We start from the raw sequence: 14426 nt of genomic DNA on the forward strand, positions 1-14426 counted from the left end.
CGTGTAGTCTTCTTCAACCCGAGCTTTTGCAGAGTCAATCGCTTGCTTTAAGTCACTCTTGTCCACTTCTTCTGGTTCTTCTATTCTTTCTAAACCAATTTCAGCATTAACTAAATTTTCTAATGCTTTTTGGACATCTTCTTGGAGAGTAGCTTCATCCGTTAATACCGAATCTGCTGTAGCTAGAGCTTCTTCAAATACTGACCAACTTTCTGGCGTGTAGTCTTCTTCAACCCGAGTCTTTGCCGATTCAATCGCTTGCTTTAGATCACTCTTATCCACTTCTTTTGGTTCTTCTACTTTTTCTAATGCAATTTCTGCCAAATCTAATTTTTCTAAAGCTAATTTGACTTCTTCTTGTGTAGCATTCTCATTTTCCAAAACTTTTTCAGAAGCTGTTAGTGCACTTATAAATTCTGCCCAGCTTGATTCTGTATAATCCGAAGATATCCGCTTTTTAGCTGAAGCAACAGCTTTTTCTAAGTCCGATTTATCTACAGTAGAATTAATCAAATTCAACGAAGCTGACTTCAAATTAAATCCATGATCCTTAAAGTAAATTCTTAGAGTCTGTACTCCAGCTCCTAAATCAATCTGTATAACTTCACTGTCTTGATATTTTTCCCAACTTCCTCCATTAACAATTGGAACTGTTCCTAAATCTGATGTATTATTATTTAATATAGATTGCAAGACGGCTTTTGCTCCACTCTCCGCAGTTGCTGCACTGACCTGGAATTCATAAGTTCCCGCTTTTTTGATATCTACATTATAGTCAACATACGTATCAGCTACTGTAAATTCAACTGCTGGAAGATCTGGAGAGATGACCCAACTACTTTCAGATGATCCTCCTACAATCTCACTTGCTGTTAAGACAGCATTATCTTCTATCGTTAATGGCTTAACTTTTTCAATTGAAATATTTGAAATCTCAAAACCATCCACATTCATTTCAAATCTTAGTGTTTGATCTCCAGGAGTAAAGTTAAATTTGCTTCGATAGTTGAAGGTATTTCCATAAATATTTGGAAAAGATACACTACCAAGATTATCCGTTGCTAATCCTGAACCCCCACTAAATTTCAGACCATTACTAATACCACCCTCGTTTTTCACATCATATGAAAGTGTATATTCGCCTGCTTCTTTAATTCCTAGATAGAAATCTACATAATTTCCTTTTTCAGTTCTTGTTTGCAAGCTTCCTCGATTCCTATAGGACATATCTTCTTTTAAAGTTACCTTTTCATTCTCAATCGAAATTGGTGTTGGTAACTCTGATGATCCTTTAAACAATGTATCAACTTGTAAAGTAGTATTCCCCGCTTTATATCCAGCAGTTTTTAAATTAAATGTTGCTCTTATATCTCCATATAGTGGTTTTTCTCGATTAATCTTCACTTCAATATGATTAAAATCAATTCTTTCTACTTCTTCAATTGATATATAATCAGTAATATTTTCTGATAAGCTTAAAGATTCTTCAACTTCATCTGTAAAAGTTCCGCCTTCAATTTCGATAGTAATTGTTTCAGCATCGTTCTCGATTTTTTGGTCTTTTTTTAATATTTCAGGATCATCCACAGCAGTAATTACTACTACCCCGGTTAAGCTCATCCCTTCCGTTGCTCCCCATTGATCCGCATCAATACTTAACGTTAAGTAAAGATCGTTATCAAAGTCTTCATTTATTTCATTAATGAAAGTAAGTTTAACTTTTTGATCATTAATACGTTCGAGTTTGAAATCAACACCATCAGGTATATCTAAGCTCCACTTCTCCTTGTCTAGTGTTTCAACAAATTTACCTTCCATTAGATTTACAATTAGTTCTTGTCCATCTAGTTCGCCTTCAATTAATTCAGGTTGTTCAATTTTTATGCCTGAACCAACAATAATTTGTCGAAGGTTAGTGGCTGCTGACTTAAACTTGAAGCGAAGAGTATATTCCCCTTCTTTTAGACCCAATTTTTCTGTTTGTTGTTCATATTTATCCGTCCCATTTGTATTTTTAAAATCAACTTCACCAATGTACTCAGGATTTCCAGATTCATCGATTGCATCTATCCATAGACCAGCACCATCATTATCTGTTGCTACATCAAAAATAACGTTGTACTCGCCTTCTTTTTGAACATTGACTTTATAATCAACATATTCATCTCTATCAGAAAAACCAAAATTACCTTTATCTTCAACAACCAAACCATTTTTATCAAAATAATTCGTTGTATCTAAAATTCCTGGTAATGTTGTTACTGCTTCTTCTTTAGTAAATTGAATATCTTTAAATTTCATGTTGCCTTCAGGAAAAGTCACATCAAAACTTTGAATTCCTGGTTTTTCAAACGTTACATATGTTTGAGTCGTGCGATAATCCTTCCTACCATCATCCCAGAAATTAAAGTGTTTCGCATGGGCGATGCCAAGAATTTTATCTTCTTGACTAATTTGGACTGGCAAAGAATTTTCTCCTTTTTTCCCAGTTGCTACATCGAATTCAACTTTATAACTTCCTGGCGTTTTTACATTCACCATATAAGTTAAGGTCGTGGTCTCATCAATTTTTTCTAATGTCTGATCTTCTACTTTATCAGAGTCATTATCTAATATTTCTCCACTACCGCTCAGAACAGGATCCTCTAAAGTTAAATCATCCGTAATCTCTTTTACATTCGAAAGATCGATTGGGTCCCACATATAAGTTGCAGTGTTTTCTGCTGGTAAGACAGCATTAAATTGTGTCTGTCCTAAAGTTACTTTGAATGCTTGATCTCTATTACTACGATTTGTTGCTACTAAGATGATTCTGCCAGTAGCCGGATCTTTAAACGCTACGTTAGTCACTGTATTTTTAGAGCCATTTGTACTATCAATACGTACATATCCTGGACGAATATACTTACTAAATTGTCCTATTAGATAAACTTCTGGTGTTGCCCAATAATTATCCCTATTATTTGCATCTTGAACAAACATTGTCGGATCAGGTGTTCCAACCCACTGGTGCGGTGCAATATTACTATCTAACATTGTTACCCAACCATTATAACTTTCAGAACCATTACGAAACCAAGTAATAATATCATTTGAGCCATCTGTTCCCCATACAGAACGTTCAGTTAAATGCATTGAATATTCGTCATTATATTGATTGTATAAATCTCCCATTGTTTCTGGAGACCCGCCATAAGGGTGAAAAGCTATTCCATCTACATTATCTCGACCATCTTCTGTTGCAAATAAATCTTTAATATAAGCATCTGCACCATCAAAATTATGATCGAATGCCCATACTTTAGCAGCTTTACCTTGATCGGATAGGTTCTCGCTTTTGGCCAATTCTTCCTTGATATATTTTGCAAGAACAGCTTCTTGACTACCCGTTATATAAGCACTTGGATAATCAATCTCTAGTAATGGTTCATTTTGCATAGTCATTGCATACATTGTAATTCCATGTTTTTCGTATTCTTCTAAATAACGAACGTAGTACTTAGCTAAATCAGCAATATGATCATCATTTAAGCGTCCTCCTTTTAAGAGTAGCTCATTATTTTTATATGATTGGCTAGCAGCGGTTTCTGTCTTCATCCATCCTGGCGGCGTCCATGATGAAGCAAAGAATCTTAATTCTTTATCAACACCTAATTCTTTAGCAATTTCTTGAATTTCTTGGATTACTTCGATGATTCCGTAATCAATATCCTTTTGAATAGAGAAACCACTACCTGTCTCATTATACCAATCCGGTTCTCCATCTAACTCTTTACCGGTACCATCATAATATGTATAGAAATCTTGACCTGTAAAATCTGAAGTTCCAATTGTCACTCTAAGTAATGTATTTCCCATTCCATCAACCGGATCAATCAAATTACGAATAAATTCTTTTCTCTTTTCAGGAGACATCTTCACCATATTATTGACAGTAGATTCTTCAATTGAAGTACCTAAACCTAAAATAGTTTGGTATTCTTTTTTATCATTTACAACAATATTTGTTATATCTGAATCGTCTAGACTTCGTAAAGCAAGATCTTCTTTTTTAGAGTTTTTATTCATAATCTCATGTTCTTGTTTATACCAAGACATATCTTGCGAAAGATCTGAAGAAGACATTGTAACTCCTACCGCACCTTCTTGAATGATAGGACCTGTTCCATCACTAATTGGTCTATTATCAGGCAGTGTAAAGTCATCATCAAATTCTACAAATTGGAAATAATCAATATTAAAATCTCGACCTTGGGAAACAATCTTTAATTCGTGTTTTCCTTCTGGGAGACTTATCTTGTCATCCATCTCTAACACTTTAAATTTATCCCAACCACCCGTATTTGCTAATTCTTTACTTGATGAATAATAAAGTACTCCATCAACATATACATCAAGTGGAATTGTATTATCAAAATCTACGGCAGTATTTAGAAAAAATGTATAACGTGCTGATTTTGGAATTTGAACATTATAAGTTACATAACGATTTTCCCAGAAATGAGCAATGTTTTGTTCATTCTCAACTTTAACTTCTGGATGCTTAGTAGCATAGTCTTCTGCTTCAATAATGCCTTCTGTTTTACCTAAATCAATTAGTCTAGGATCAGTTGTTGCTAGAGATGTTGTCTCATTTTTCTTCAATCCTCGACCATATTCAAACATCACTATTGAATCATTCTCAAATTTCTTTTCAATATCACTCGCATACCATGGCCACGTTAAAGTTAGATTTCCACTGAAATCTATATCCCCAAACAAAACATCGGCTACTCCTGCTCCTTCAGAACCAGGAAGTCCAGCCATGATCACCGCATCTAAACTATCAATTTGATTAGCAATTGTCATTGGTCGACCAACTGTTAGTATAGCAACAATAGGAAGTTCTGGATCCTCTTCCTTAATACGATTAATTAAAGCAATATCAGAACTACTTAAAACTAACTCATCAGGTTGTCGGTCTCCAGCATATTCTGCATAAGGTTCTTCCCCCATAACAAGGATTGCAGCATCATATTTATCTTTTTCAATTGCTCCATTCGTAGTTAATGTAAAATTCTTATCCGGTGCAACTTCTTTCATCCCATCATAGATGGTTGTTCCTGCAGTAGTATTTCCTTTTGAACCTTGCCAAGTGATTGTCCAGCCACCATTTTGCATTCCAATATCATTCGCTGAACTTCCACCTACCACAATGTTTTCCATGTTGTTTAACTCAGATACTAATGTACTATTTTTTAATTCACTATTTTTTAAGAGAGTTAGTGATTTTGTTACTGCTTCTCTGGCAACTGCTTTATGCTCATCACTTGCAAAATTATCTAATAAATCTCTATTTGCATAAGCGCTTTCAAAATCATTATCAAAAAGTCCCATCTCATATTTAACCGATAAGATTCGAGTAACCGCATCATTTATTCTATCTTCTGCAATTTCATCATTATTGACTCCTGCTAAAATAGCTTCATATGCTGCTTTCCATTTTGGAACGTCTCCTTCATATTCATCAACCATGAACATATCCATCCCAGCATTTACACTTTGAATAACTTTATCTTTGTAAGTGAGATCTCCTTCTATTTGATCGATACCGTTATAATCTGTAATCACAATACCTTCAAAACCAAGTTCATCTTTTAGCAAATCCGATATTAATTCTTTTTTACCATGTGCTTTTGTACCGTTAAAACTATTATAAGTAATCATAATACTCTTAACATCATTTTCAATCGCTTTTTTATATGGTACAAGTAGTTCATCTCTTAATATTTTTTGAAATTCCTCACCATCATAGTCAAATGGAATATCGCCTTGATTAATTCCATCTTCAGCTATTCCTTCGCCAATAAAATGTTTTGCAGTAGCCATTGCGCTATCTTTAGAAAAACTCCCTTGAGATCCTTTAATATAAGACGCTCCTAATTTTGCTGATAACTCAGCATTTTCACCATAAGTCTCGTAAGTACGACCCCAGCGTTCATTTTTTGGTAATCCAAGAGTTGGAGTAAAGGTCCAGTTTGTTCCAGTAGCTCTCATTTCTGCAGCTGTTACTTCAGCAATTTGTTGCATTAACTCTTCATCATCTGCTTGCCCAAGCCCAATATTATGCGGAAACATTGTAGCATCTGAGACTCCATTATGACCATGAACAGCATCTACACCATATAATAAAGGAATACCAAACCCCTCAATTGCTGCTTCTTGATATTTGTCAAATCGGTCTGCCCAATCTTTTGCACTATTTCCACTTTCAGGTTGTGCTCCCCCACCACTTAAAATTGACCCAATTTGATATTTCTCTACTTCTTCCGGTGTGATATTTCTAGTATCCGGTTGTAACATTTGCCCAACTTTTTGCTCTAGAGACATTTCTTCCAATTTTTCTGTCACAAATTGGTCAATCTCAGCTTCAGATTTTTGATTTGCATTAACATTAATTACACCAACTAGCGAACAAGCTAAAGCTATCCCCGCAGTTATGTGCTTCCAATAATGCTTCATTCATTTCCCTCCCAATTTTCTTAGATAAATATTCATATCTTAAAAACTCAAAGAAAAGCAAGATTGCTCCTCTATATAAACCATTAGAACTTTAAATAGTCATTCAAAAGATTGTAGTTTATCATTAAAATTCTTTTTTATACCCTTTATTTAACTAGAAAAATTAACTTCTTAGTTTATATTTTTTAATAAAGTACACGCATACATTATTTGATTTACTAGTAAGATATCTTTTAGATTACTTGAATAAAAACAGCTCCTTTCCAAAGAGAACCTTTGAAAAGGTACTGCCAGTTATTCTTCTATTCACTCGATTATTTAATGGACATTCTCTACTAAATCTTCTGATAACTCTGCTGATTTTTCGTTTTCTATAAATGCTTGGTCTTGTTTCTTCATAAATGGTAAATATATAAGAACGGATAGAATCAAGATAACAAGCTGTGTTAAAGCTCCTTTAAAACCACCAATGATAAATCCAGAAATAATAGGCGGTGTTGTCCACGGAACTTGTACTCCTGTAAATGGTGTCATAAAACCTGTTGCTATTGCTATATAGGTAATCGTTAAACCTACCACTGGAGCAAGAATAAACGGTACAAGTAAGTAGGGATTATAAACAATAGGTAAACCAAAAATAACAGGTTCATTTATATTAAAGATTCCAGGAAGTAATGATAGTTTTGATAGAGATTTTAACTGTTCAGATTTAGCAGATAATACAGCGGCAATAAGTAATCCTAATGTAAGACCTGTTCCTCCAAATTTCACAAATAAATCAATAACCTGTGGTGTCATAATATGAGCACCCTTTTCAACTGATAAATTACCAGCTTCTAATAATTCGTTATTGGCTATAGAGTTTGCTGTCAATATTGGAGCCATAACTCCCATAACAATATTTGGACCATGTAATCCTGCCCAGAATAATAGGGAAATTAATAGTGTAATAACCAATCCTCCCAAGAAAGAATCACTTAAATTCTGTAATGGAACTTGTAGAGCTTCAAAGATTAACTCAGGAACTGTTGAATTTGTTGTTGTAATAAGCACTTGATAAATGATCATAGAACCTAAAATGATAATAAACCCTGGTACTAGTGCAGTAAATGCATTGGCAACTCCCACAGGAACACCTTCTGGCATTTTGATTGTAATTTTTCTTTTAACTAAAGCAGTAAAAACGAAGCCTGTAATTAAACCTATAATAATAGCTGTTATGACTCCTTGAGCTCCGACCCATGTTTTAGGGATTACTCCTCCAATTTCTTCTCCCGCTTCAGATATGACAGAAGAAGGACTAACAACTAAAAATGCAACGACTGCAATAACTGCACTTGCAATGCCATCTTCTCCTTCATTGCGAGTATAGAAATAAGCAATACCAATCACAGTAACTAAAGCTAAAATATCAAATGTAGATCCTGAAACTTGATTTAATCCTACATCCCATTGAGCTCCAAAAATGTTTGCCATAAAATCGTTATAACCTTCAATCGGTAAATTTGCTAGTAGCAAAAAGATAGAACCGATTAATGTTAGTGGCATTGTTAGAACAAAACCATCTTTTAATGCAACTAATGGTTTAGTATTAGCCACCCTTGCAATGCCGTTGAGAAAATTGTCAAAGACCTTACTTATATTCTTCATTTCTTTTTCCTCCATTTTCTAAGTCATTCGAATGACTTTGAATTGATTATATAGCTTAATGAAATCGTTGTCAATATTCGTTCGAATAACTTCGTTATGTTCAATTGAATTTTTATTAAAAACAGTATACTATTAATCGTAGAGAATTTTTAAAATATTTTATCTATAAGGATTGAGATAAATGAATACAAAAGAATTAACAAAAGAATTAATGGAGAAAATTTCTAGTAATTATTATAAAGATATGAAGTTACCAACCGAAGATATGTTGATGGAAGAGTATGGAGTTACTCGATACCGAGTCCGAAAAGCCATTCAAAATTTAGTTGATATCGGATCAATTTACCTTGTACAAGGAAGTGGAATGTATATTAAAGAATCTCACAAAGACTCTATAATTTTATCTAATACACAAGGGCTTGTGACAGATTTTCCAGAAAGAAAGGTAGAATCAAAATTATTAAATCTAGAAATCCAAGAAGCAGATAATAGTTTGGCACAAGAATTTAAATGTAAAAAATCAACACCCATCTATTTATTAACTCGTCTGCGTTATTTAGATGGAGAGCCGTTTAGTATTGAATATAGTAAGTATAATAAAGAAATTATTCCTTACTTAAATAAAGAAATTATTGAAAGCTCTGTCTTTAATTATGTACGAGAAGATTTAGGCTTGACGATAGGCTTTGCAGATAAAGTAATTTCAAGTAATAAAATTAATAAAGAACAGGCTCATCTTTTAGGCCTCGAAGAAAATGACCCCGGTTTATTTATAAATGACACGGTTTATTTAGCAAATGGCAGTATTTTTAATATTTCAATGGTATTATATAATTATAAACGAGCTACCTTATTTGATGTGGCTAACCTTAAATAATCAGCGTTTCTTGTAAAACTTAGTTAGAAATTAGCATCCTCGTGTTTACTTAGACTCACCAATGTTGAGAGGATTCATTAAAAGTAATTGATTTATAATAGAAAGACGTGTCTTTTGAGTATAATCTTAAAAACACGTCTTTTTTGATGGAAATTTTCCCTTGAGCAAGACTGCCAATGTTTTAAAATTCCAGAAAAGATAAAGCAAATAATTTTTCAATTAATGGCTCACTAATTGGGAGGTCCAACTCTTGATTTATATCAGCAGTCGATATATACTTTATTTAGATGTATCGAAAGACGATATAGCTAAGGTCGATATATCAGAAATGAGGAAGATTATGTCAAAACCTTTAACTCAACCTATGTATTATATTTTATTAAGTCTCAGAGAAGAAAGACATGGATATGAAATCATGCAGTATGTGGAGTGGCTAACTAATGGTCATGTAAAAATTGGTCCTGGCACTTTATACTCCTTACTCTCAAGATTTGAGGAAAATAAATATATTCATATGGTCTCTCAAGACAATAATAAAAAGACTTATCTTTTAACGGAGATAGGCAAAGAAGTTTTAAATAATGAGATTAAAAGATTAGAACACTTATTAAACGATGCTAAAAGGAGCGTAGATGATGAATTTCAAAATAGAAATTAATTATTTAAATATAGATAATTATCCAATCGTAGAAGCACACTTAGAAGATATGGCAAGTAATGGATGGTTAATTCACAAAATCTTTGCAGGTACGATATTTATATATAAAAGAATCGAAGCTGAAGAATTAGATTTCTCTATATCCCCTTATGAAATAGAAACAGCTTTCACCAGAAAAACAAAAGTTGATTTGGAGGAATTTCATACGGTAAGTAAAAATGTAGGCTGGGATTACGCGACAAAATCTTATGATTTGCATGTTTATTTTAAACCTAAAGAATCAAAGGCTGTTCCTATACATACAGATGAAGAAGAAGAATTTAAAACGCTAGAATTTATAGCTAAAAAATATCTAAGAGCCCAATATATTCTTTTACCATTCCTCATCTTTCTCTCTTGGTGGAATATTGGCAGCATAATTAATAATATACATTCAATGAAAAATGGATATACTCAAATTGCAAGCTTGCTGATTCCTTTTGCATTTTTGATAAGTATCATCCATATAATTGATTTAAAGAAATTTTTAAAGAAAAACAGAAAAAATACTGAAAATGGCGATCATTTAGAATTCAGATATTCCAATCAGTGGATAAACAAAGCTTTATATTCTGCATCCTATATTATTTTCTTGAGTTTAATTGTTTATTCGCTCTACTCAATAGTTAGTTTAAAAAACACGACTTTATTAATAGGATTTCTTCCTGTAGTCATCGGGTTTAGTTTAGGGACTCTCTCTCGAATTATTATAAAACCTATAAGAAAAGGTTTAGGATTCAAGGTTACAGGTTTTATTGTAACCCTAATCCTTGCGTTTATCATAGGTGGACGGATAAATATATCGAACTTTAATTTCTTATCTCAAAGTCAAGATGTTATTGATCCAGATAATTACAAAGTATTAACATATGATAGCTTTTCGAGTGAAAACCCAGAAACGAAAAAACGCTCATCAAAAAATGCTAGCTTTTTGATTCCATCATCTTATGATTATACTTCTTTTTCTAAAAAAGAAGGGCCGTTAAGAACCGAATATTCTAAAGCCTTAACGGAGTCTTTAGCTAGAAATTTAGTTAGCCGATATATACAAAAAGGAAAGAATAGCCTTAGAGGAAATTATAGTTTAGAAATTGAACAGTCTTTTATCGAAAAATCTTATAATTCTCATTTGGCAAATAGCGGCTTTACTGAAGAAGATTATAATAGATTACGCAATGAAAAAAGCCATGATGCGATTGATAAAGCTGAAGAGATCTTATTTAAGAATTCTGTCACCAAGGACGATGATCTATGGCATCTAGATGAAACCTATTTTCTAAATTATGAAAAAGATGAAGTGGTCTTGCGCAATGAAAATGAGGTCTTTTACTTATCAGGATTAGACTTTTCAGATCCTGCTATAGTAAATGAAACAAAGGCACAGTTAAATCTAGATGAATGAGACACGACTACTTTAGTTATTCGATTTAGAAATTATGAAATTCATGAAGATAGATAAAAAAGATATTTTTTATCTCCGTAAAATATTATGTTGTAATGAGAATGAAAAAAGAGAGGTAATGGAATACCTCTCTAAGCAGAGCCGTTAAAAAGATGGTGGCTATAATTAAATAGATGAAATAACCATCTACTACTCGCCAAAGTAGGGTAGATGGTTATTTCTTGTCTATTTTGTTATCAATATTTATGATGCATAAAACCAATGTCGCAAACGCGAACATCAGCATTAATGCTTCATATACTGACATGCTTACTCCTTATCTGGATCAGCCAAATCAAACATAGGCATCACCTCATTTTTTGAGATTTAGCCTCCAACTTCCCTGCTCTATAAGGATGTTTTTCTGTTCATTTAAAAATCTGCATCAACAATTAAGAACCCTATCACTGTGATGCTTCTCAACTTTTTTAATTTAATCATTTGATTTTTCATGTCTTTTCTTATTTGTTATGATGTGGCTAAGAGGAGGGATATCAATGCATGGCGATTTTAAATATAATTTTATAAGGTTCCACATATTGAATGAAGCTTCGAAGAATGCCGTTCAGTTAGATGATTTCAAAAACTTTTTTGACAAAAAAGATGTCTCAGATGTTACCGATGATGAAGTAAAAGATCAACTTGAACATTTACGCGGAGAAAATTTCCTCATGAAAAAAGGCGATAGCCAATATGAAATAACTGATCAAGGTCTCGAAGAAATAGATAAAGTTAAAAAGGCGATGTCTCATTTTTAAATGATACTTTAAAAAGATTTTCTGTCAAAAAAATAACAAAGATAGATAAGATTAAAAAAACAGACAGAGGTTTAGTTTTCACAACTAATTTCTGTCTGTTTTAATTTTCTATTTTCTTAGACTAATCTTAAACGTATTCGTGATATTCGTCTGGATTTTGGTCTTCTACTCGACCATCTTCACCTTTATCGAGCGCAAAAACCTTATCCATTTCCTCATCTGTTAATTCAAAATCAAAGATATCTAAATTATCTTTTTGGTGGATTGGGTCGCCTGAGCGAACAATTGGTACAATATCACGTTGATGTAACCAGCGAACTATAACTTGAGGAGCAGACTTGTTGTATTTTTCTCCGATTCCAATAAGGTCTGGATGTTCTTTTGCATCATTGATATCTCGACCTAATGGACTCCAGGCCTCAGTGACAATCCCAAATTTCTTATTTGCTTCCACATTTTCTTTATTATGGAAATAAGGTTGAACTTCGATTTGATTCGTTGCTGGCGTTACACCTGTTTCGTCAATTATTTTTTCTAAATGATGTCCTAGGAAATTAGAAACACCTATTGTACGAACCAAGCCTAGTTTTTGAGCTTGAATCAGTGCTTTCCATGCTTCCACATATTTTCCATCATCTGGGTTCGGCCAGTGAATCAAGTATTTATCAAAGTACTCTAATCCTGTACGGGCTAATTGTTCTTCGATCATTTTTAGAGCATTATCGAAGTCATGATATTTTCCAGGAAGTTTTGAGCTCACAATGAGTTGATCTCTTGGAACGCTCGATTCTCGAACTGCTTTCCCAACAATACCTTCATTATCATAGTTGGTGGATGTGTCAATGAGTCGATAGCCTGAATGAATCGCATCTAGAATTTGTAGTACGCCTTTGTTCCCCATCAGATCGATTGTTCCTAAACCAATACTTGGTATTTCATGACCATCATTCAACATTACTTTTGGTATGTCTATTGACATCGAATCTTCCTTTCAATATTTATTTCTACACTTATACTTTATCACATGAATATTCTGAACTCATTCAATATGAATTATTTAACCTTTAAAAATAGAAGAACCCTAAAAGCTAGGATTTTGCTCTAACTTTTAAGGGTCTTCTCCTTATATGGTAACTTTATTTTTTATCGTGATTCACTTTTATTTAACAGCTGTATTATCAGGATTGACATCTTGATAAGTCTTAACTCCTGCTTGTCCAGCAAAGGCTGTGACAAACATTGCAATTAGTAAAGCTGCAAAAATATAGAGTGAATATTTAGCTGCTTCATCAGAAACTTCTTCGGCTTTTTGAGTTCCTTCTTCAGCTGCTTGTTCTGCTTTTACTTGTAATTCTTGTACGGCAACTTTTGCTTCATCTAATTTTTCAGAAGCGTTTTGGGCCGTTTCGTCATAAGCATCCATAATGTTATTAACGGCTGAGTTTGCTTCTTCTTCAGATAGATCTGTATTATTTGCCACAGCATCTGTCAAGGCATCTTCATCTAAGCCTTCGTTTATTGTATCCATTCGTTCTTCAATATTCGCAATGACTTTATCTATTTCGTCGCCTGCGTCATTTCCACTTACGACTACATTATACCCTGCATCTTTAATATCTTCTCCAGTCGCATCTAGCTGACTTTGTAGATAATCTGGTTGTAATTCAGGAATGTCTGTATCTTCTAATACTTCTGTCGTGGTGGACTCTAATTCATCTGTATCAACATCTACATTCTCCGTAATGGCATTGAATGAGTCTTCAGTCAATGACGCAACACCTGAACCTACTTCTTGAGTAACGTCTCCAACAACTCCCGCTGTTGATCCTACAATGTTTCCAGCTACTCCAAAAATAGAAGAGACCGCAGTTGTCATTAGTACAACTATCGAAATTAAACTGACTGCCCACGTAATAAATCCATGAATAAATCCTGCACGATTCGCTGTAAGCCCAGCGATATATCCCCCTGCTCCAAAAGATAGAATTAGGGTGATAATAACCCAAATAACTAACCCGGTACCTACACCTGAAAATGGATCAGAAGTAGTAAGGTCTGGAGTTCCGAATCCAATAGCAGTTCCTATAAACGACAATAATATCAACATAGCTAAAAATGTAACAACCCCTGCAAAGACTGAACGCCAGGAAAAGTTATTTCCAGCTTTTTCATTTAGTCCTCTTGCTAAATAATTTTTCATTATCTTCCCTCTTCCTATATTTGATATGCATACTTTAATATAGAATAATGTTATTCGCAATTGAGACCACTTAGTTTATCAAAATATTTATCCTTTAATTTTCTTTATTTTGTACAAATTAACGATAGAGGATTTTATTTGAAAAGAAAATGCTAAAAAGAGACAAAAAAGCATCTCTCATGGTATAATTAAATCATGAAAATTTTAAAAATATTTACTTAATTGAGTACTAGTTTCTGTTGCCGCAGACCTAGTGCTCTTTTTTCGTCATATGGTACTTTGTCATCTAGAATCTTATAAAT

Annotated in this window: 9 protein-coding genes; 4 read left to right on the forward strand and 5 right to left on the reverse strand. The window is 33.4% G+C overall.

Going from position 1 to position 14426, the window contains the following annotated elements; translation table 11 throughout:
* Both BUB96_RS09890 and BUB96_RS09895 read right to left on the reverse strand, forming a co-directional pair.
* On the reverse strand, positions 1-6501 hold a 6501-nt coding region (locus BUB96_RS09890), incomplete at its 3' end, for a glycoside hydrolase family 3 N-terminal domain-containing protein (protein ID WP_073298660.1).
* A gap of 318 nt (positions 6502-6819) precedes the next feature.
* On the reverse strand, positions 6820-8151 hold the full coding sequence (locus tag BUB96_RS09895; RefSeq protein WP_143274321.1) for a PTS sugar transporter subunit IIC: 1332 nt from the start codon (positions 8149-8151) through the stop codon (positions 6820-6822).
* Between the two features lie 181 nt (positions 8152-8332).
* Here BUB96_RS09895 and BUB96_RS09900 point away from each other — a divergent pair, with 181 nt between their 5' ends.
* From BUB96_RS09900 to BUB96_RS09910, 3 genes are all read left to right on the forward strand, one after another.
* Positions 8333-9028 (forward strand): GntR family transcriptional regulator, encoded by a 696-nt coding sequence (locus tag BUB96_RS09900; protein WP_073298662.1) that lies wholly within the window; start codon positions 8333-8335, stop codon positions 9026-9028.
* A gap of 340 nt (positions 9029-9368) precedes the next feature.
* Positions 9369-9686, forward strand: coding sequence for a PadR family transcriptional regulator (locus tag BUB96_RS09905; protein WP_200789111.1), 318 nt, complete (start codon positions 9369-9371; stop codon positions 9684-9686).
* On the forward strand, positions 9664-11127 hold the full coding sequence (locus BUB96_RS09910; RefSeq protein WP_073298663.1) for a DUF2812 domain-containing protein: 1464 nt from the start codon (positions 9664-9666) through the stop codon (positions 11125-11127). Before BUB96_RS09905 ends, BUB96_RS09910 begins: the two co-directional genes overlap by 23 nt.
* 214 nt (positions 11128-11341) lie before the next feature.
* On the opposite strand, the gene BUB96_RS10720 is transcribed toward BUB96_RS09910, so the two are convergent.
* On the reverse strand, positions 11342-11434 hold the full coding sequence (locus BUB96_RS10720; RefSeq protein ID WP_407639293.1) for a putative holin-like toxin: 93 nt from the start codon (positions 11432-11434) through the stop codon (positions 11342-11344).
* Positions 11435-11663: 229 nt separating this feature from the next.
* Here BUB96_RS10720 and BUB96_RS09915 point away from each other — a divergent pair, with 229 nt between their 5' ends.
* Entirely contained in the window at positions 11664-11924 is a 261-nt protein-coding gene (locus tag BUB96_RS09915; RefSeq protein WP_073298664.1) for a hypothetical protein, read from the forward strand.
* A gap of 127 nt (positions 11925-12051) precedes the next feature.
* Here the strand turns inward: BUB96_RS09915 and BUB96_RS09920 are convergent, their stop codons facing one another.
* Together BUB96_RS09920 and BUB96_RS09925 are read right to left on the reverse strand one after the other, a co-directional pair.
* A complete protein-coding gene (locus BUB96_RS09920; protein WP_073298665.1) occupies positions 12052-12903 on the reverse strand; it encodes an aldo/keto reductase in 852 nt (283 codons plus the stop codon).
* A 180-nt stretch (positions 12904-13083) separates the two neighbouring features.
* Positions 13084-14124 carry a hypothetical protein gene (locus tag BUB96_RS09925; protein WP_084137137.1) on the reverse strand — a complete coding sequence of 347 codons (1041 nt, stop codon included), beginning with the start codon at positions 14122-14124 and terminating at the stop codon, positions 13084-13086.
* Positions 14125-14426: the final 302 nt, after the last annotated feature.

It is taken from the genome of Atopostipes suicloacalis DSM 15692 (assembly GCF_900129085.1).
GTDB lineage: Bacteria > Bacillota > Bacilli > Lactobacillales > Carnobacteriaceae_A > Atopostipes > Atopostipes suicloacalis.